General features: G+C 60.9%; 10 protein-coding genes. 8 read left to right on the top strand and 2 right to left on the bottom strand.

Annotation, left to right across the window (positions count from 1 at the left end; all coding sequences use genetic code 11):
* The first annotated feature begins 2 nt into the window (after positions 1 to 2).
* From NXC24_RS17535 to NXC24_RS17500, 8 genes are all read left to right on the top strand, one after another.
* On the top strand, positions 3 to 4,436 hold the full coding sequence (locus NXC24_RS17535; protein ID WP_104824455.1) for a hypothetical protein: 4,434 nt from the start codon (positions 3 to 5) through the stop codon (positions 4,434 to 4,436).
* A complete protein-coding gene (locus NXC24_RS17530; RefSeq protein WP_104824454.1) occupies positions 4,436 to 5,932 on the top strand; it encodes a contractile injection system tape measure protein in 1,497 nt (498 codons plus the stop codon). The genes NXC24_RS17535 and NXC24_RS17530 overlap by 1 nt, the downstream gene beginning before the upstream one ends.
* Before the next feature lie 14 nt (positions 5,933 to 5,946).
* Complete coding sequence (locus NXC24_RS17525; RefSeq protein ID WP_199773492.1) at positions 5,947 to 9,297, top strand: DUF4157 domain-containing protein; 3,351 nt, start codon at positions 5,947 to 5,949, stop codon at positions 9,295 to 9,297.
* A 26-nt stretch (positions 9,298 to 9,323) separates the two neighbouring features.
* Positions 9,324 to 10,649, top strand: coding sequence for an ATP-binding protein (locus NXC24_RS17520; protein ID WP_199773491.1), 1,326 nt, complete (start codon positions 9,324 to 9,326; stop codon positions 10,647 to 10,649).
* A 1,223-nt stretch (positions 10,650 to 11,872) separates the two neighbouring features.
* A complete protein-coding gene (locus tag NXC24_RS17515; protein ID WP_104824452.1) occupies positions 11,873 to 12,697 on the top strand; it encodes a hypothetical protein in 825 nt (274 codons plus the stop codon).
* Positions 12,698 to 13,096: 399 nt separating this feature from the next.
* On the top strand, positions 13,097 to 13,903 hold the full coding sequence (locus tag NXC24_RS17510) for a cysteine rich repeat-containing protein (RefSeq protein WP_245463901.1): 807 nt from the start codon (positions 13,097 to 13,099) through the stop codon (positions 13,901 to 13,903).
* Between the two features lie 234 nt (positions 13,904 to 14,137).
* On the top strand, positions 14,138 to 14,926 hold the full coding sequence (locus tag NXC24_RS17505) for a DUF2092 domain-containing protein (protein WP_104824451.1): 789 nt from the start codon (positions 14,138 to 14,140) through the stop codon (positions 14,924 to 14,926).
* Complete coding sequence (locus NXC24_RS17500; protein ID WP_104824450.1) at positions 14,923 to 15,252, top strand: hypothetical protein; 330 nt, start codon at positions 14,923 to 14,925, stop codon at positions 15,250 to 15,252. Before NXC24_RS17505 ends, NXC24_RS17500 begins: the two co-directional genes overlap by 4 nt.
* A gap of 199 nt (positions 15,253 to 15,451) precedes the next feature.
* On the opposite strand, the gene NXC24_RS17495 is transcribed toward NXC24_RS17500, so the two are convergent.
* Both NXC24_RS17495 and NXC24_RS17490 read right to left on the bottom strand, forming a co-directional pair.
* Entirely contained in the window at positions 15,452 to 18,610 is a 3,159-nt protein-coding gene (locus NXC24_RS17495) for a multidrug efflux RND transporter permease subunit (protein ID WP_104824449.1), read from the bottom strand.
* 40 nt (positions 18,611 to 18,650) lie between these two features.
* Positions 18,651 to 19,913 carry an efflux RND transporter periplasmic adaptor subunit gene (locus NXC24_RS17490; RefSeq protein WP_104824448.1) on the bottom strand — a complete coding sequence of 421 codons (1,263 nt, stop codon included), beginning with the start codon at positions 19,911 to 19,913 and terminating at the stop codon, positions 18,651 to 18,653.
* Positions 19,914 to 19,964: the final 51 nt, after the last annotated feature.

Genomic DNA, 19,964 nt, shown 5'->3' with positions numbered 1-19,964 from the left:
CCATGGACGTCCTGATTGATCACTTTCCGGTCTTCGAAGCCAACCAGGTGCTGAGCAACCGACATCTCAACGATGTGTTCTACTACCTCGATCAGCAGACCAGGCTGACGCGGTCGCACCTAATCGGTATCGGTATCGTCTGCGGGTTGGAGATCAAACTCGACACCGGGGCCGGTCCCGCCATACTGCTGTCGAGGGGCTGCGGCGTCACCTCCGAGGGCTACCTCATCGTTGAACCCGAAGACGTCTCACTGGTGTCCTACCGCGCCTATACCACCCCGACCGACGTCAAGTATCCACCGTTTGCCGGGTATCCGCTCTGGGAGTTGTTCCCTTCCGGCGAGCCCAACACCACCCTGCTCGATAGCCCGATGAAATTTTTGGCCGACAAGGCGGTCGTGTTGTTCCTCGAGTTGAAGAAGGAAGGTCTGAGAAACTGCAGCCCGAACAGTTGCGACGACAAGGGCTCGGAAATCACCGCCACGGTCCGGCGGCTGTTGATCGAGCGCAAGAACCTCGATGCGATCATCGCTGCAGCTGAGGGCCTCGGCGAGGGCCTGACCTCAACCGACATCGACAAGGCGCTCGCCGATCGGCTGAACCTGCCCGACATCCGTCTGCGCCGCTTCGACGTGCTCAACTCGAACCCCGTAACCTCGAACGACGTCTACGAGGCCTTCTTCCGCATCTTCCGGTCAACAGGTCTCGCCGGCGCCATGGGCGACGCGCTGAGCGCTGCCTACACCGCCTTCGAGCAGCTGCTCAAGCCAGCCCATCCGACCGATCCGTTTGCCAACTTCGAAGCGACCTTCGGCTTCCTCGATGTCGCGCTCACCGATCCGGCGCAGGTCCATTTCCTGCAATACTATGTCGATCTGTTCGACGATCTCGTCCGCGCTTATGACGAGTTCCGCTGGAAGGGTGCCGAATTGATCTGCGCCTGCTGCCCACCCGAGGGATTGTTTCCGCGTCACCTGATGCTTGGGCTCGTCAATCCCGACCCCTCGAGCCAGCCCGGCCACTATCGCCAACGCTTCCTCGTTTCCCCCGCTGTTGGCGATTGCTCTGGCGAAACCGAGGAGTTGCTGCGGCTCTTCGCGCGGCTGGTCGAAATGACGGAGTGCTTCACCAGTGCCCCGATCTTGCCGAGCGTCGATGCGCAAGGCCGCCTCGATCCGCAGATCAGGATCACGCCAAGCACACTGGGCGACAGGCCGCTCGCCACCAGGGCCGTCCCCTACTACTACGCCGGGACCGGCACGCCGCCGCTCTACCGCCTGTGGAACGGCGAAAAGAGCGGCCATAACCGGGCCAACCAGAACCTCGGCTACAGGTCCGACGAGTACAGCCCGGTGGCGCCCAATTTCGTCCTCGATCCGTTGCGCTACGATCTCGAGCCCTACAATTTCCTGCGCATCGAAGGGCATCTGGGCAAGCCCTACCTGCCGGTAATGAGCACGCTGATAGCGCTCAAGTCGAACTACCGGCTGCCCATCGACATCATTGCCCTCCACACCGGCGCCTATGACGAAAGCCAGCCGGTCGACCTCGGCAGCAACGGCGCCATCTTCCAGGATCTGGAAGCGCTCTACGATGCGCTGCGCGAGGACCTGCTGTCCTCGCTCGCCGAAGCGGCGCGGCAGGTCTACGAAGTTCCCACGCCGGAGGTAGAGGAAGAGCGCCCCGCCGACTTCCCGAAGCTGCCGCTGCTAAAACGGTATGTGCCCACCTTCAAGTATACCAAGAAGACGATCGGAGCGGGGTACGAGAAAAACCTCACGTACTTTCAGTCGCGTCCCTACGCGGAGATCGATCAGAGCGGGATCACGATCGCCGCCCTGCAGCTCCTCTTCCGCGACTTGTTCGGCCCCACCGACATCTCGGCCCAGAGGCACGCTCTTGCGGCAATCATATATTACGTCAGTTCGGTCGCAGACGTGCTTCCCAACCGTCTTGAAGCGCTGCTCCATCCGACGTTTCTCAACCGGTACCAGGACCTGCTGGCACTGATTCGGTTTTACCGGTCTCTGCTGGTCCAAGCGTCCGTATCGGACCTGCAGAGCTTTGCGCCCATCGAGCAGTTCGTCGACCTTTGTGAGGCAATCCTGTTCGGCGGCAGGCTGGAGTCGATCAATTCGCTCCGTGACGAGTATCTGCGCCGCATCGCCGAACTGCGCAAGCGCCAGGTCCTCACCAATTTCCTGGCCGAGCATCCCGGAATTCAGCACAAGGCGGGAGCGCCGTTCGGCGGTACCTTCATCGTCGTTTATCATGGCGATGACAGGCGTGACACCACACCAGAGGGTATCCGGATCAGGGCGGAGGCGATTTTCGCCGAGACTACCAGGGAAGACGCCCCCGATCGCTTGACCGCGATCGACGATCGGGGCCAGCCGACCGATATCGAGGTCGTCGCGCGCCAGCGCGCGTCAGGCATCGGCACGCCGCCGAGCGATGAACTGCTTGAGGCCATTACCCGCATCGGCAGCAACCAGGCGCTGGTGGGAAACGCCGATGTCGAACTGCTGATCGGCTCGCTGACCGGCAAGATCCCGTTGGGCGGCTATCGTACGCGCCCTGGCCTCGACGACACATCGACCCAGCTGATCGCCAAGACCGTCAGCGCCCTGCCGAACGGCGTTGTCATCGCTGATTTTTACCTGCCGTACCGGGTGTCGAGCGAGGGCCTCGCGGTCAACTACGTCCTCCCCAAGGAGCCGCCCGTCTTCACCATCGGCATCGGATGTACGAGCGCCAAAGGGTTTGCCAACGTCTCGATCGAAGTCAGGGGCGGGGTTGCTCCGTATGACGTTGCCGTCGACGACCGGGAATACAGCCCGTTGATCAACCCGCTGTCGCTGCAGCCCGGCAGGCACAAGCTCAGGGTCCGCGACGCCGACGGCACCGAGGCCACCGAGCAGGAGATCACCGTCGCTGACGTGCTCGTTCTAGAGGAAATCGGCTTTGATTGCAGCGGCGACCAATTCGTCTCCACCGTTGCCATCAAGGGCGGTACCGCTCCGTTCCGGATCAACGGCGACCTCATCACCGGCACCACCTTCACCACCAAGCCGGCGCCGAGCGGTTCGACGGTCCAGATAGAGGTCGTCGACAGCCGCGGCTGCTCGGCCAGGATAGAGTTCACCCACGAGTGCGTCGTCGTCCCGCCACCGACCTTCACGGCGACAGTTGGCTGCACAGGGCAGAACGACAAGGCCCCGGTAACCATCACGGTGCAGGACGGCACGGCGCCCTACCAAATCAAGGTCGACAACGCCGCCTACCAGCCCCTGAGCAGTCCGCTCTCCCTCGCGGTGGGGCAGCACAGTCTGAAGCTGCGCGACAGCGCCGGGGTCGAAGCCGCCGCCCAGTCAGTCACGGTCGCTACCCAGATCAGCATCGGCGCTCCGAAATTCCACTGCAACGACGATGGCACCTACACCGCGACGGTCGACATCGGCGGAGGAACTCCACCCTACGACGTCAACGGCACACTCTTTGCCGGTGGCGCCTTCACCACCGATCCGACACCCAGCGGCAAGCAGGCCAACATCGACGTCCGCGACGACAGGGCCTGCACCAACAGCATGGGCGTCATCCACGAGTGCGAGCCACCCTGCGATCTCCCCTGTGGCGGCGTCTTCATTCGCCGCGGTCACCGCTTGTGGATGCCCGACCCCGGTACCGTAACGAAATACCTCAACTACGAACTCACCAAGCTCTCGTTCGTGGTCTGGACAGAGTCGGGCAACGCCATCGACCTGGGCGGCGAAATCGAACCGCTCCTTCAGGCAACGCCCGGCCAGCTAACCACTGGCAGGTTCCCGGGAACGGTCAGGAAGTGGCTCAAACAGATCAACGAGCTGATGGGCAACAATCCGGATCTGTCGCGGCCCGGCGGCCCCCAATGGTTTGAAACCTCCTATGAAGCCGCTGATCCGGGACGGCTCGGCACCCTGTGGATCGACCACTTCGAGTGCCTGCCGTTCGAGATCAAGATGAATGTCCTCATCGAGTACCGACATCCCAATGGCGACAGCACCATCAGGGAAGAGAAGCTGTTCATCTACAGCAACGATGGGGGCACCCAGATCATCGTCGACGGCGCGGAATGGATCAGGATACCGCCGTTCGGGGGGATGACATGGAACAAGTGCCCCCCGGTCTCGGGTCCCACGCCAATCTGCAACGAGCCCGATATCAGGCTGACCATCGAGACCAAGCAGAATGGTGCTGCGCTTTGGGCAGCTGTCACCGCGGACCCTGATCCCGGCCTCAGCTATCTCTGGGAGGTCCAGGACGCAGCCCCGGCACTCGGCCACTCCAACCCGTTCGACACGACGTTCCTTTCTTCCGGTCAGAAGCGCATAACCGTTACGGCGTTCACCAAGGATGGCTGCAACGTTTCCGAAACGATCTTCGTGGAGGTGGGCTGATGGCCGGTCCCTCACGCACCATGATCCGTGCCGGGCCGGCCGTGCAGCCCCATGTCATCCGGCGCCAGATCGTCGAGGTAAACCTTCCGGTCAGTGAAGCGGATGGCTTTGCGCTCCAACGCCGGGTTGCCGGCCTGTGTCGCGATTGGCTCGGTCCGGCGCTCGGGGAGACGCTCGATCGCATCGCCCCACCCGACGAATACTGGTCGATCGACAGCCTCCTCATCGACGCCGGATCGTTCTCCGCCGAGACCTTCGAGCGCGATTTCGTTGGCGCGGTGACCGAGGCGCTGAGACGCGAGATCGACGACCGCGCCGCGGGCCGTGGCGGCGCACTGCAGCGCCGCCACGGCGCCATCGGTGGCGGGTCGCACCTAACCGCCGACGACACGGACGCTGCCGGCGGGATCGAGCGTCGGACGGGTGTCCAGTTCCTCAACCGGGCGTTCCTCCACTTCCTCACGACCGGCAGGCTGCCATGGTGGTTTCGGTTGCCCAATGGACAGTCGCTCGAGGCGGCGATGACGGCGTCCTGGAACGGTATCGCACCCATGGCGGGGACCGGCCGCGCCCTGCTGGCGGCGATCACGGCGCCCGCCATGCGAGCTCGTTTGGTGCGGCAGTTCTCACCATCCTTCCTCGATGCCCTGTTACGGACGGCTGCACCCGAGGCGGTCGCCCTTGTCCGCAACCTCCTCGCCGAGATGCAGGAGGTTTCGGCTCCGTCCGACATGGTTGGACAATTCGGCGAAGAGCTGTGGCAGGTCGTCGCTCTCGAGGCGGCATCGGGCAGGGGACCGGCTGCCACTGAGGCCGTCACCGAATGGGTACACGATGCGTTGGCAGAACCCGGGCCGCGGCAGCTCCCGGCATCGGTCGTCCGCGGCCTGCGCGCCGCCGTGGGACTGCGGACGCGATCCGATGAAACGCCGGGGCGAGCCACGGCACCGCGTCCGATGCACGGCCCGAGCGAGGAGACGGGCGCATCGCTCGAACTCGAAGAGGGCATCTTTGTCGAATGCGCCGGGCTGATCCTGCTGCACCCGTTCCTGCCGCGCCTGTTCGAGGCATTGGGCATTGCGGTGGACGGCGCCCTCGTTCAGCCGGGTCGGGCGCTCTGCCTGCTGCATTTCCTCGCCGCCGGCGGACGACGGCCCCCCGAATATGCGCTGGTCCTGCCAAAGCTCCTCTGCAACTTGCCGCTCGATGAGCCGACCGATGCTCCTGTCGAACTGACCGCCGCGGAGGAAGACGAGTGTAGCGCTTTGCTTAAGGCCGTGATCTGCCATTGGGGCGCACTTGGCGACGCTTCCGTTGACGCTCTGCGCGGCACCTTTCTGGTGCGCCCCGGCAAGCTCTCGCGCCGTGGCGACAATACTCTGCTGCAGGTCGACGCGCTGGACTTTGACATCCTCCTCGGCCAGTTGCCCTGGGGCCTCAGCGTGGTTCGCCTGCCGTGGATGAGCAGGTCTCTCCTGGTGGAATGGATGAGTTGAAAGGGCGATGAACGGTGTCCCCCAGCGCGATCAAGACCAGTGCCGAGAAATCCTCGACCACCTCTGCCTCGGTAAGCCAGGCAGCGCGCCAGCCGTTCATTGCCCGCAAGGACAGCGGCGGCTTCCTTGGCCGGCACAGCTCCGCCCCCGCAGTGCAGACGAAGATAACGGTCAACACGCCGGGCGACAAGTTCGAGCAGGAAGCCGACCGGACGGCAGACCGCGTCATGCGCATGCCCGCGCCCACGGAAAAACTTCAACGCCGGCAGGACGACAAGCTCCAGCCCGCAGGAATGCCCGATGGCAAGCTTCAGAAGGCGCCGGCTGAGGAGAAAAAGCTACAGCGTGACGCGGCGGCCGGCGCCAGCAGCAGCGGCGGCGCGACCCCTGTCGTGGCCGGCTACGTGCAATCTGCCATCCAGAACAAGACCACCGGCGGCGAGCCGCTTTCGTCCGACGTGCGCGGCCACATGGAGCCCCGGTTCGGCGCCGACTTCTCCAATGTGCGCATCCATCGCGATGCTGAATCGGCGAGCCTCAGCAATCAGCTCAGTGCCCGCGCCTTCACCTACCAGAACCACATCTTCTTTTCGCGCGACCAGTACCAGCCGGGGGCGAGCGACGGGCAGCATCTCCTTGCCCACGAACTCACCCACACAATCCAGCAGGGGCACGCGGTTCAGCGCAGCCCCCAGGTCAGCACGGCCGCAACAACCCCTGCCGTGCAGCGCCTTGGCGTCCAGGACGCCTTGGACAAGTTCGCCGAGTGGGCCTACGCCATTCCCGGCTTCCGGTTGTTGACGCTGGTCATCGGCTTCAACCCGGTCAATATGCGCTCGGCGGACCGCAATGCCGCGAACCTTTTGCGAGCGCTCATCGAGCTGATGCCGGGCGGCGCCTTCATCACCCAGGCGCTCGACAATCATGGTGTCATCAACAAGGCCGCGTCCTGGATCGAACAGCAGCTCGCCACGCTGGGCAATATCGGTGCCGGCATAATCGCGGCCCTGCGTGGCTTCATGGATTCCCTCAGTTGGACCGACATCTTTGATCTCGGCGGCGTGTGGGAACGCGCCAAACGCATCTTCACCGAGCCGATCGGCCGGCTGATCAGCTTTGCCACCTCAACGGCGACCGAACTGCTGAAGCTCGTCAAGGACGCGATCCTCAAACCCCTTGCCGCGCTGGCCCTGGGCACTCGTGGTTATGACCTGCTATGCGCCGTCCTCGGCGAGGATCCGGTCACTGCCGAGCCGGTGGCACGCACGGCCGAAAACCTGCTCGGCGGCTTCATGAAGCTGATCGGCCAGGAGGAAATCTGGGAGAACATCAAGAAGGGTAACGCCATCGCGCGCGCCTGGGCCTGGTTCCAGGGCGCGCTATCGGGCCTGATGGGCATGGTTCGCGCCGTTCCCGGCAGGATCGTCGCGATCCTCACGTCCCTGACCTTTGTCGACATCATCACCGTCGCGGGTGCCTTCGGCAAAGTCGCCAAGGCTTTCCTCACCATAGCCGTCGAGTTCGTCACCTGGGGCCTGACGACGATCTGGAACCTGCTCGAGATCATCTTCGACGTCGTCAGTCCCGGTCTCATGGGTTACATCAGGAGGACCGGCGCCGCACTCAAGGGCATCCTCAAAAATCCCATGCCCTTCCTCGGCAACCTGGTGCGCGCCGGAAAACTCGGCTTCACCAACTTCGCCGACCGCATCGGCACCCACCTTAAGGCCGGCCTCATCGACTGGCTCACCGGCTCGCTCGAAGGCGTCTATATTCCCAAGGCATTGAGCCTGCCCGAACTCGGCAGGTTTGCCCTCAGCGTTCTCGGCATCACCTGGGCGCAGATCCGCGGCAAGATCGTCAAGGCGCTCGGCCCCAACGGCGAAAAGATCATGCAGGGGCTGGAACTCGCCTTTGACGTGGTCAAGGCGCTGGTCGTCGGTGGCGTCGGGGCGGCATGGGAACTGATCAAGGGCAAGCTCACCGACCTCAAGGACCAGGTGACCAGTGGCATCATCTCCTTCGTTACCGACTCGATCGTCAAAAAGGCCATCCCGAAGATCCTGGCGATGTTCATTCCGGGCGCCGGCTTCATCTCGGCGATCATCTCGATCTACGACACCGTCATGGTCTTCGTACAGAAGATCTCCAAGATCATCCAGGTGGTGACCGCCTTTATCGACTCGATCGTCACCATCGCGGCCGGCAACATCACAGCCGCCGCCAACCGCGTCGAAAGCGTGCTCGCTGGCCTTTTGTCCCTCGCCATCAGCTTCCTCGCCGGCTTCCTCGGCCTCGGCAAGGTCACCGACAAGATCATGGGGGTGGTGCAGAAGGTCCGCACCACCGTCGACAAGGCGCTCGACGCCGTGATCGGCTGGATCGTCGGCAAGGCGAAGGCGCTGTTTGCGAGGCTGTTCTCAAGCAAGGACAAGCCGGACGAACGGACGGAGGAGCAGAAGAAGAAGGACAAGCTGGCCGCCATTGCGGATGCGGAGAAACTCGTGAATCCCGAAGATTTCGACGAGACAGTCGTGCGCAACCAGCTCGGCCCGATCAAGAGCCGCTACAAATTGCTGACGCTCAACTTGGTTGTCGACTCAAAACAGGAACAGAGCGAGACCATCCACTTTACTGCGTCGGCCAGCCAAGAAGAAACCGGTAGCCCCAAGCAGGTGAAGCTGGAACCTCTCGGCCCGGTCACACCCGTTCCGGTCAACTCCTGGATTCAGGTTGGAGCCGCATTCGAACAGGTCACGGCGAGCGCAAGTGTTCTGGCTCGGCGCGGCGGAGTCGAGGTTCCGGTCCAATTCACCACGGTCACGACGGACGGTAACGTCAAGAAACAGTCGTACCGCAACGAGGGGGCCGCGGGTTGGCAGCGCACCAACTTCGTCCACGGTTCGAAGCATGCCGTTCCGGCCGGCGGTGGCAAGTTCGAGCTACGGCCGGGCGAGCGCGGCAGTGCATTTATTCGTCCGAACTTCTACAGGGACTCCCAGTCGATGCGCGATTCCATCGTGAAGCAAAAACTGCCGGCGCTGCGCAATCCGAACAACAGCAACGAATTCCTGAGCGAGGGAGACCCTGCACGGGAGGCGGGCAAGGGGTTCGTGAAAAAAGACCCGGCATCCGGCCGCGCGCTCGTCCCTGTCCGCGAGGCCTCGGCAGATCATTTTCCTCCCATTGCAGACCATTGGACGAACGGCTCGGGAAATCAGACCGGTCAAGCGCCCCGCGAAGCGTGGAACAGCAGCGCAGGGACATACCAGGTCATGTCCTACGCTTTGAACCTGAGCCTTGGAAGCCGCGGCGAAACCTACACCAAGGACATCGGTGTCAACTTCCGGGGTACTGGCGAATAGTTCACCCATGCATGAGGAGATGCTACTTGGATAGCAATGCTTCCAATCTGCAATCGGCACTTGGCTGGCTCGCAGAAGTTGTCGCCGGAGCACTAGACGTGCACTTTGGCGCGGCTCCAATTTTTGACGCGAATGCGTTGGACTATCACGATGACGGCTCCTGGCTGGCTTGGTTCATTCGTCGCCACCAACCCATGCCCGAAGAGTTCTGCCTCCTCATTCTCGCGCTGGTCCCTCACCTTGCTCCTGCGCTACTTAGTAAACTCATCGCCGCGCACTTGCCCGATGGCGGTGAGTTTCCGGAGTTCGGCGGAGTAAAGGGCACCAGCCATCGCGGCATTCTTCCGACCGGCGAGACAGCGCTCTTTGTCCTGGCGGGAGAGAACCTTGAAAGGCGCCTCGCCGTCCAGCGCATGCTATCTAGCGACCACTGGTTTGCCCGTAAGCGCATCCTCTGGCTCGAGCCGGTGCGCGAAGGCGAACCCGTGATGAGCGGCAGGCTCATTGTCGATCCCGAAATCGTCGAAGAGATTACCATCGGCCAGGTCACGCGGCCCTCCTTCGGTGCCGATTTCCCGGCCGAATATATCGAGACGAAGATGGATTGGGAGGATCTCGTCCTCCATCAGGGCACGCTGTCGCAGATCCGCGAGATTGAGAGCTGGATCAAGCACAATGATACGCTGCTCAACGACTGGGGCATGGGTAAGAAGCTCAAGCCCGGCTATCGGGCGCTGTTCTACGGGCCGCCGGGCACTGGCAAGACGATGACGGCGATGCTGCTTGGAAAGCACTCCGGCAAGGACGTGTTCCGCATCGATCTGTCGCGTGTCGTGTCGAAATACATCGGCGAGACCGAGAAGAACCTCTCCCGCCTGTTCGACAAGGCGGAGAACAAGAACTGGATCCTGTTCTTCGACGAGGCCGACGCGCTGTTCGGTAAGCGCACCGATATCCGCGACGCACACGACAAGTATGCGAACCAGGAAGTGGCGTTCCTGTTGCAGCGGATCGAGGCCTACAACGGAGTGGTCATCCTCGCTTCCAACCAGCGCGCCAATATCGACGATGCCTTCGTGCGCCGGCTGCAGACCATCATTCAGTTCCCGATGCCGCGCCCCGAAGAGCGTTACGAGATCTGGCTGAAGACCTTTCCCTCGCAGATCGCCATCGCCGACGACATCGATTGGCACTACATCGCTGCGCGCCACGAACTCTCCGGCGCTGGCATCCTCAACGTCACCCAGTTCTGCGCCATCGACCTGCTCGCCAAACAGTTGCTGCGGATGGACCTGAAAGGGCTCGAGGCCGCGATCCAGCGCGAGTTTGTTAAGGAAGGTAGGATCCTCTAGGACGTGGGGACATTTATCTGAGCCGTAAGACAGTTGCAGCGATAGTGTTGTCAGGGCGATGTCATGTTGTTCGACGACGTGCGAAGGCTACATGCATGAAATCAGGAAAGCGTTCCCTGCGCCGCGCGCCTTCGCGCGGTGCCGAACCATGTGGCATCGCGGTCTCCGCGCGCACTACGGGAATCGTAATTTCTCCCGATCTAAATTTTCGCAGAAATTTCTCCAGCCGGCCTTTACTCGAGTGCCAGAGCGGGTTTTCAGATAGGAACACTCGCGAATTGTAGGCACTCTTTTGCTGACAAAAGCATGAATGTGTCCCGGCAATCTATTACCTACTGCTTGCATTGATCGCGAGGTTGATCACGTGACACCTGTCCGAAAATGGGGCGCAAAACGGATTTGTGCTCGACAGCTTCATACAGTCTCTGCGCAATGAGGCTCCCGCAACCACGCTGCGGCACGTCGACAAGGTCACATAGCGTACAATCGGCGGGCGGGACGCGAGGGATTTGAACTGGGCATACGAGCCTAAGCCGCTGGCCTTGGGATAGGCCTTTCGACCAATCGCAGGAATCGTTGGTTGCGTGCCCCCGCAACCAACTTCCCACATAACATTCCTAGCGCTGCCGCTAAAACTCAAGCTGCACTACGCGATCGTGGCGCCGCCGCCGCCGGCTGACCAAGCTGAGCGGTTTTGCCGTCCCGGCAGGAGCTTTATAGACACCACGGCTTGCGAGCGTGGCCAAACAATAGGGGCAAGCTTGTTGGCAAGTGCAGGATCGCAACCATGCACGGCCCTCGGGAGCAAGCGCCCAGCGATGTTCCTTTTGCGCGGCTTCGACCAGCTTCTCGCTTGATGTCTCGACGGGAACCAGACAACCTCATCCGTCACAATCCCAAGACAGAGGTGCTTTCAGGTCGAGAGCGCCGCCGTTCGTCGATGGCCGAGGGCTTGTCATTGTTCAGGAAAGTTGTGAGCCGGATGGAAGGGCTAGCATCCGTGCCCGGCGCCATGGCATCCGGCCGAAGCCGTCGTTCACCTGGTGCACATCGCCAGATCTGGAAACAAGATTTCTCACAAATGTCATTGCGCGGAAACATTCGGACATCCCCGACTGTCGGCAATCGTCTAGATATCGAGGCTCTTTTCAGAGCGGGCACCGCTCACACCGCTTTAGTCAATTCTGACTGACAAAAACATTCGTTACGGAGCCTGATTGCCGATGTTTTTCCCAAATCCGTGGCGGCAAGAACAGCTAAGGCATGTTGTTGTGACAACTTTTCACGAGAAGGGTTACCGCGACTATGGGAAAAGATGCATCGAGACCTTTCTCAAGCACTGGCCGGAGGACATCGGGCTTTTGGTCTACGCAGAGGACGTCGATGTTGAGGAGAAAGATCGCAGGCTTCAGATCTTGGACCACGGTGAAGCTCTCCCGCGCCTGCTCGAATTTCGCCAGGCCTTCGCCGACAATCCGCTAGCCAACGGAATTTGTTTATCCAGGTCCAGTTTGCAACGTGATTACCGGTGGGATGCCGTACGCTTTTCCAACAAGGTTTTCGCTGTCACCGATGCGATCCGGCGATACCGGACGACGGCCGACCAGTTGATATGGCTCGATGCGGATACGGTTACCCATAGGGATGTTCCGCGCAGCCTGGTCGACAGAATTGCACCGAGAGGGGACCAACTCGCCGCTTACTTAAATCGTCGAATGTATCCCGAATGCGGCTGGGTGGGTTACAACCTGCATCATCGGGAAATATTGACCTTCGCGGACCGCTTCGAACGCATCTATACATCAGGGTATTTTCTGGCGATGAAGGAAAGCCACGATAGCTTTATCTTTTGGAAGATCGCTCAACAAATGGAGCAGGACAGGGAAGCAAGATTTAAGCTGCTGGGTTCGAACCGCGCAAAATCTCATGTTTTCATCAACAGTGTCCTTGGTGGCTACATGGATCATCTGAAGGGCGACAGGAAAGCGGCAGGCAAAAGTCGCAAGAGCGATTTGACATGGCGAAGGCGGGAAGACTGGTGGAGGTAATCAACCGTTCCCAAGAACACTGAAGATGCTTCGTCTACTGAACTGCCCGAAAATACTTGCGAATGACTATCAACTGCTCGGTTGCTGGGGCAGGGCGGCCTTTGTTTAGGGTTGCGGCGTTTCTAGACTATCCATCAACCCGTTGATGCCGGCGCAAGCGGGAAGAACTGTCATAGCTTTCGAAGCTTTCCTTGAACAAGGGACGAAGCTACCGCCAAAGGATTATGGGTTGCTAGACTACCTCTTCGCGAACATCTCTGGTATGGTAACTTAGGAGTAGTCGCGATGCCTCCGCATATCGGCCGCACGTAGCTTCCGTTTCATCTCTTTTTCGATCTTGTTACTTCGGCCACAGGTTTCTGCGACAAACGCGAAAGTTTTTCTTTTGTGGGGGAAACAATGGGCAAATCTGCGTCTTTTCTCGCGGCCGTCCCGCGTGGATGGCAATATCGCCTGTCGGCATATGTCGCGTCTTGCGCTTTCGTGTTCTGCGTTGCTGCCGGCGCGGTTCATGCGCAACAGCCGACCGATGCGCAACGCAATGCCATCAAATCGGCCTGCCGCTCCGATTTCATAGCGCAATGTTCAGGCGTGACGCCGGGCGGCATCGAAGCGCTGACCTGCCTGCAACAGCATAGCGCGACGCTCTCTCCCGCCTGCCGGAGTGCCGTATCGGCGGTGGACACGACCAAAAAGAAGTCTAGTGCCGTTGCGCCCGCCGAGACGCCGGCAACGGCGCCGGCACAATCCGGCGCAGCGACGACCGGAACGCAAACGTCCCAGCCGACGCAGGCACAGCGCAATGCGGTCAAATCGGCCTGTCGTTCCGATTTCATGGCCCAATGTTCGGGTGTGACGCCGGGTGGCTCCCAGGCGCTAGCCTGTCTGCGCCAGCACAGTGCGACTCTTTCCCCATCCTGCCAGCAGGCGGTTGCGGCTTTGGGAGGAGGCGCTTCGGCGCCTGCCGGTGGCGCCCAGGCGCCGGCAGCAGGCGGCGGCGCGGCGGCGATGCCCGGTGCGGGCATGCCAATGCCATCTTTCACGCCGCGCGAAGAATTGATCGTCCTGCGTCGGACGTGCGGCCCGGATTTCCGCGCCTTTTGCCGTTCCGTGCCGCTCGGCGGAGGCAGAGGCATTGCATGCCTGCGGAACAACATGCAACGGCTGTCTCCCACGTGCCAGAAGGTATTGATCAGCGGGTTATAGGATGCTGCCTCTCTCTTAGAGCGTCCCGCTTGAGGTGAATTCATCTTCAGGCGGAGAGGATGTTTGGGATCAAAAGAGCGGATTCTGTGGCGGGCGGGCAGCGGAACAGCCGCGGTCCATGGTCTTCAGAGGTCGAAGACCGACATTTCATGGAACTTGAGCGATACGGGCCTGCCGCAACCGGCAGCCTGCACATTCGGTGGATCAACGATGGCCCGAACGAAAGGTGTTGCCATGTCATCGATTTCGTACGTTCAGACATTCAAACGACTGCTGATTTTCGGTTCTGTCGGCGTCTGCTGCGTCTTCCCCACGGCGGCGTTGGCGGATGATGCGAAGGATATTCTGAAAGCCATGTCTGATTATCTGGCGGCGCAGAAGACGATGTCGTTTCACTATCAATCCGCGCTCGAGGCAGTGACACCGGATTTCGAGAAGCTGCAATTCGTCAGTTCCGGCACGGCCAGCCTCACGCGTCCCGACAAGCTCAGGATCACAAGGACAGGCGGGTTTGCCGATGTGGATGTGAGCTTCGATGGCTCGACCCTGACCGTCCATGGCAAGAACCTCGACGCCTATGCCAAGATCGACGCCAAGGGGTCTGTGGACGAGCTGCTTGAGCGGCTGGTGGGTGCCGGTGTCGAGGCGCCGGGTGCAGACCTGCTGTCGACGAATGTCTACGATCTGATGATGTCGGATGTGACTGTCGCCAAACATATTTCCAGCGCTTTCGTCGACGGCGTCGAATGTGAATATCTCACCTTCCGCACGCCTGAAATCGACTGGCAGATCTGGATACAGGCCGGAGCGCAACCGATACCGCGGCGCTACGTCATCACCAGCAAGCATGTCGGTCAGGCACCGCAATACACGTTGGAGATCAGCGACTTCAAGAGCGGCGCCGATGTGGCCAAGGTTTCCTACAATATCGATATTCCGACCAGCGCGAAGAAGGTCGATCTTAGCGAACTCCAGTCGCTCGATGAGCTTCCCGCGCCTACCGATGCGGGAGAAGGCAAATGAGATATCCGAGATTATTGGTGGCCGCAGGTTTGGCCGGCGCTTTCCTTTTCGCCGATGTCAATGTCGAGCCGGGCGGGGTGATACCGCTGTCGATAGATTTCGCCACGCCGGCCGGTGCCATCATCGGCCGGCCCCTGACCCCGCTTTCCTATGCGGGCGTCGCCCGCAGAACGACGCGCCGCGTGGTCGTGGGAACGACGGCTGGTATCGCCGTTCTACCGGCGGGCTGCGTCTATGGGGCCTATTATGGCGGCTATTACTATCGCTGCGGATCCGGCTACTATGCCAAGAGCGGCAACGTCTATGTCAGGGTCGTCGTGCAATAGGGGCAAAATCCCGCGCGCCAACTGGTCGTCCGTGGCAAGGAAGTGAGTTTAGATCGGATGGCGCCCTCGAATATGGCTTGGGCGCCATACTTGCTCTTAAAGCATGTCGCGCAAAGTGTGCGGCGGTTTTGCGATAACGACATGCGCACAATCAAAGACCTAAAGCGCAAGGAGCGAATCCCAGAGATCGCGATGCGCTTTAGTCCGCGGCTTGCGAAACCGGCTGCGCGACCGTTCGGCGTTTTCTATATTCCTCGATGCGTTGCAACACGACGTAGAACGAGGGAACGAAGAGTACGGCGAGGCAAGTCGAGGCGATCATCCCGCTGAAGACGGATATGCCGATCGACTTGCGGGCGGATGCGCCGGCTCCCGTCGCCAGCACGAGCGGCACGACACCGAGGATAAAGGCGAAGGATGTCATCAGGATCGGCCTGAAGCGCAGGCGCGCCGCCTCGACCGCGGCGTCGAGAATTTCCATGCCTTGTTCCCGTTTCTCCCGCGCGTATTCGACAATGAGAATAGCGTTTTTCGAGGCAAGCGCGATCAGCAGGATAAGCCCGATCTGGGTGTAGAGATTATTGGCGACGCCCACAGCGCTTAGCGCTCCCACCGTTCCAAGCAGGGCGAGCGGCACCGCCAGCAATACGGCCAAGGGCAGGATCCAGCTTTCATATTGGCCGGCGAGCACGAAATAGACGAGAAGCATGGCAAGGGCGAAGATGAAATAGATCTGACCGCCGACAATCTTTTCCTGATAGGACAGAGCCGTCCATTCGAAGCCCGTTCCGGGTGACAGCGTGCGGTCGGCTATCTGTTCCATGACATCGAGTGCCTGCCCGGAACTGAAGCCTCTGGAAGCTCCGCCGACGATCGTGGCGGTCGGATAGAGGTTATAGAGGCTGATGAGGGATGGGCCTTGCTCGCTGGTGATATCGACCACCGTGCCGAGCGGCACCATGGTGCCGTCGCCGGCCTTGACCTTCAGGTTGCGGATGTCGTCGGGGCGAATCCGAAAATCGGGCGATGCCTGCACGTAGACCTGGAAGGTTCGCCCGAATTTGTTGAACTGCGTCACGTAGCTTGATCCCACGTAGCCCGAAAGCGCCGAGAAGACCTGTCCGACGGTCACGCCGAGCGTCTCCGCCTTGATGCGGTCGACGGAAACGGAGAGCTGGGGAACGTCGGCGCGGAAGGATGTGCTCAGCCGCTGCAGCGCCGACTGCGCATTGCCGTTCTTGACGATGGTGTCGGCCAGACCCTGCAGCAGCGGATAATCGAAATTCCCGTTCCTGATCTCGACCTGCATGGTAAAGCCATTGGCATTGCCGATGCCCTGGATCGGTGGAGGCACGATCACCAGCGTCTTTGCCGCCAATATATCCCGCAGGGCGCCGTTCAAATGTTCGTAGATCGACAGCAGGTCCTGTCCCTTTTCCTTGCCGCGGATACCCCAATCCTTGAGCACGACATAAGCGACGCCGGCATTCGGCAGGCTGGCGTTATTGTCGAGGACGGAGATGCCGCTGATGGTCAGCACCTGGTCGACGCCGGGCGTCTGTTGCGCAATCTTGCCGACCTGTTCCATGACCGCATCGGTCCGCTCCTTGGAGGCGCCATCTGGAAGCTGGGCGTTGACCAGCACATAGCCCTGATCCTCTACCGGCAGGAAGGCGGTCGGCAGGCGTGTCAGCCCCCACACGGCGACGCCGATCAATGCCAAGGCAACTAGGACCGCGATGCCACTATGATGAACCATGCCGCCGATAAGCCTGGCATAGGCATGCTCCGCCCTGTCGTAGACCTTATTGAAGCCGCGATAGAAGAAGTTGCGTCTCTCAGGCGGTACCGGCGGGCGCAGCCAGAGTGCACATTGCGTCGGCTTGAGCGTCATGGCGTTGATGGCGCTGATCAATGCGGTCGCCGCAATGACGAGTGCGAATTGCTTGTAGAGCTGTCCCGTCAGACCGGGGAGGAAGGCTGCCGGGATGAACACCGCCATCAGGACGAGCGTGATGCCGATGACGGGACCGAACAGCTCGTCCATCGCCTTTTCGGCGGCCAGTCTGCCCGGCATTCCTGCCTCGACGTGACGGGTGACACCCTCTACGATGACGATGGCGTCGTCGACGACGATGCCGATGGCAAGAACGATGGCAAACAGCGTCGAGAGATTGACGGTGAAACCGAGCGCCGCCATCGCTGCGAAGGCGCCGATGATCGTCACCGGAACGGTCGTCGCCGGCACGAGCATTGCGCGCCAATCCTGCAGAAAGACGAGAATCACGATGAGCACCAGGACGCCGGCCTCCACCAGCGTCACGTAGACCTCGTCGATCGACGCCGTCACGAATTTGGTCGTGTCGAACGGAACCTGGTACGCAAGGCCCGGCGGGAAGCTCTTCGAGAGTTGCGCCATCTTCGCGGCGACGTCCGTCGCGACGGTAATGGCGTTGGCTTCCGGCAATTGGAAAATGCCGATGCCGGTTGCAGGCCGCCCGTTCTGCATGAAGGACTGGCTGTAAGTCTGGGCGCCGAGCTCGACGCGGCCGATGTCGCGAATGCGCGTGATGCGTCCGCCATTCTGCTGATCGACCTTGACGATGATGTTCTCAAAGTCGACGGCGTCGTTCAGCCGCCCGCTGACGTTGAGCGTATACTGGAAATTCTGGCCGGGCGGCACGGGCGGCATGCCCACCTGACCGGCCGTTACTTCCTGGCTCTGCTGTTGTACGACATTGATGATGTCCTGCGGCGTCAGACCGCGCGCCTGCAGCAGGTCCGGATCCATCCAGATGCGCATGGCATACTGGCCGGCGCCAAATACCGAGACATTGCCGACACCGGGCAGGCGGGCCAATTCGTTCTGCAGGTTGATGACGGCGTAATTGGACAGGAAAAGGCTGTCATACCGGCTGTCCGGCGAGGTGAGGGTGACAAATTCGAGGATAGACGTCGATTTCTTCTGTGTCGTGACGCCCTGCTCCTGAACGGCCTGCGGCAGCGACGGCATGGCGATGGCGACACGGTTCTGCACGAGGACCTGCGCCTGATCAGGATTGGTGCCGATCGCGAAGGTCACCGTCAGGGAATAGGTGCCGTCGCTGGCGCTCGTCGACTGCATGTAGAGCATGTTCTGCACGCCGTTGACCTGCTGTTCGATCGGCAATGCAACTGTGTCGATGAGGGTTTTCGCGCTCGCGCCGGGATAACGCGTCGTCACCTGTACCGTCGGCGGGACAACATTCGGATATTGCGCGACCGGCAATTGGAAGAGCGCGACCGCGCCGATGAGGACGAAGACAAGCGCCAGAACATTCGCGAGCACCGGCCGCTCGATGAAGAAGCGCGAGATCATGCTGTCCTCCTCGGATCTTGGCGTGGGAACGAAAGCAAGTTCATGGCGTGTCGGATTTGGCCGTATCAGACTTGGCCGCATCAGACTTAGGTGCATCGGGTTTGGTTGAATCGATTGCGGGCGCAACATTGTTCGACGCGCTAGCCGTCGCGGCGGCGTCCAGCGCGACTTTCTCCGGCGCGACCTTGCTGCCGGGGATGGCCTGTTGAATGCCTTCCGTCACTACCCAATCGTTGGCGTCGAGCCCGGATTCGATGACGCGCAGAGCCCCTTCGCGCTGGCCGGTTTTCACCAGCTTCTGCTCAACGGCGTCATCTTTTCCGATGACCAGCACGTAGCTGCCCTGCTGGTTGGTGCCGATGGCATCGTCGCGCACCAGCAGCGCCTTGTCCTCATGCCCGACAGGCACGCGCACACGTACGAAAAGACCCGGCAGAAGCGCGTGCTCCTTGTTGTCGACGATGCCTCGCACGGACAGTGTTCCGGTTGATGCATCGACCTGCGGCGAGGCGTAGTCGAGATGACCCTTGAAGGGATAGTCGGTCGCATCCTGCAGGCCGATTTCAAAGGGAATGGTCGGAAGATCGGTTTGCCGGAACGTGTGTCCTTGCTTTGCCATCTCCTGCTTGATCATCAGCACCTGCGGCTCGCTGACATTGAAATTGACGTAGAGCGGATCCGTCTGGACGATAGTCGCCAGCTTGGTCGGGCCGGATACGCCGACGAGAGCGCCGACATCGACGAGATGGGCGGTTACGGTGCCGTCAAAGGGCGCCAACACCTTCGTATATCCGAGATTGATCTTCGCAAGCTCGAGACTGGCCTGGGCATTTAGGATGGTCGCGTTCGCCTGATCAAGCGTCGCCTTGGCGCTGTCGACGGCCGTCTGGGTCGTAACCTTCTGCTTGCTCAGATTGAGCTGCCGCTGATATTCCTGATCGGCGCCGACCTGCGATGCCTGAGCGGAGGCGAGTGTCGCCTGCGCCTGATCGACCTGGGCTTCGTACGTGTTGCTTTGGATGCCGAAGAGCTGTGTATCCTTCTTGACCGGCATACCATCCCGATAGTCGATCGACTCGATGAGGCCCTGTACGCGGGCCTCTATGTCGACGGAATTGATCGCCGCGGTGTTGCCCGTGAGCTCGAAATATCGGGTGACGGTGTGCTGCAAAGGTAACGCTATGCGCACCTTGGGCGGTGGCGGGGCAACATAGGTGTTGTTGCTTCCGTCGCATGCTTGAAGAGAAATCGTGCACAGGAGCACGATGTAAAATTGTAGACCTTGAGAAAATCCCCCACGCATTCCTGACACCCCCCAATAAGCTGCGAGTTCCAGTCTTCATGCGCGCCTCGT

Origin of the sequence: Rhizobium sp. NXC24, from assembly GCF_002944315.1 — a bacterium.
In the GTDB taxonomy this organism is placed as follows: Bacteria; Pseudomonadota; Alphaproteobacteria; order Rhizobiales; family Rhizobiaceae; genus Rhizobium.
This window is presented reverse-complemented; position numbering and strand designations above follow the sequence as displayed.